Origin of the sequence: Paraburkholderia sp. SIMBA_027, from assembly GCF_046535315.1 — a bacterium.
Lineage (GTDB): Bacteria > Pseudomonadota > Gammaproteobacteria > Burkholderiales > Burkholderiaceae > Paraburkholderia > Paraburkholderia tropica.
Map to the genome: position 1 here is coordinate 1 of NZ_JAWRWY010001687.1, position 232 is coordinate 232.

At 53.9% G+C, this 232-nt stretch carries 1 protein-coding gene; it reads right to left on the reverse strand.

The genetic code is table 11. The features are described from left to right. Positions 1-232 (reverse strand): hypothetical protein (locus tag SB764_RS44930; RefSeq protein ID WP_410867428.1); only part of this gene is annotated, 232 nt, incomplete at both ends.

A 232-nucleotide genomic window follows, 5' to 3' on the forward strand; every position in this document is an offset into this window, starting at 1 on the left:
GCGGATTGCGGATAACCGCTGGCATCCATACGCAACCATAACGGCTGATCGCCACTGTTGCTCACCTGCAAGGTGACAAGTTGATCGCTATTCAGATTGCTGTTTTGCGCTTTCTCGCCTGTCAGCGGCTCAGCTGAGAAAGAGGTTTGCGCCTGCCATTTACCGGGTAAATCCTGAATCGTACGGGCAGCCAGGAACAACGCGTTACTTTCCTGCGTCGATAGCCAGCGTT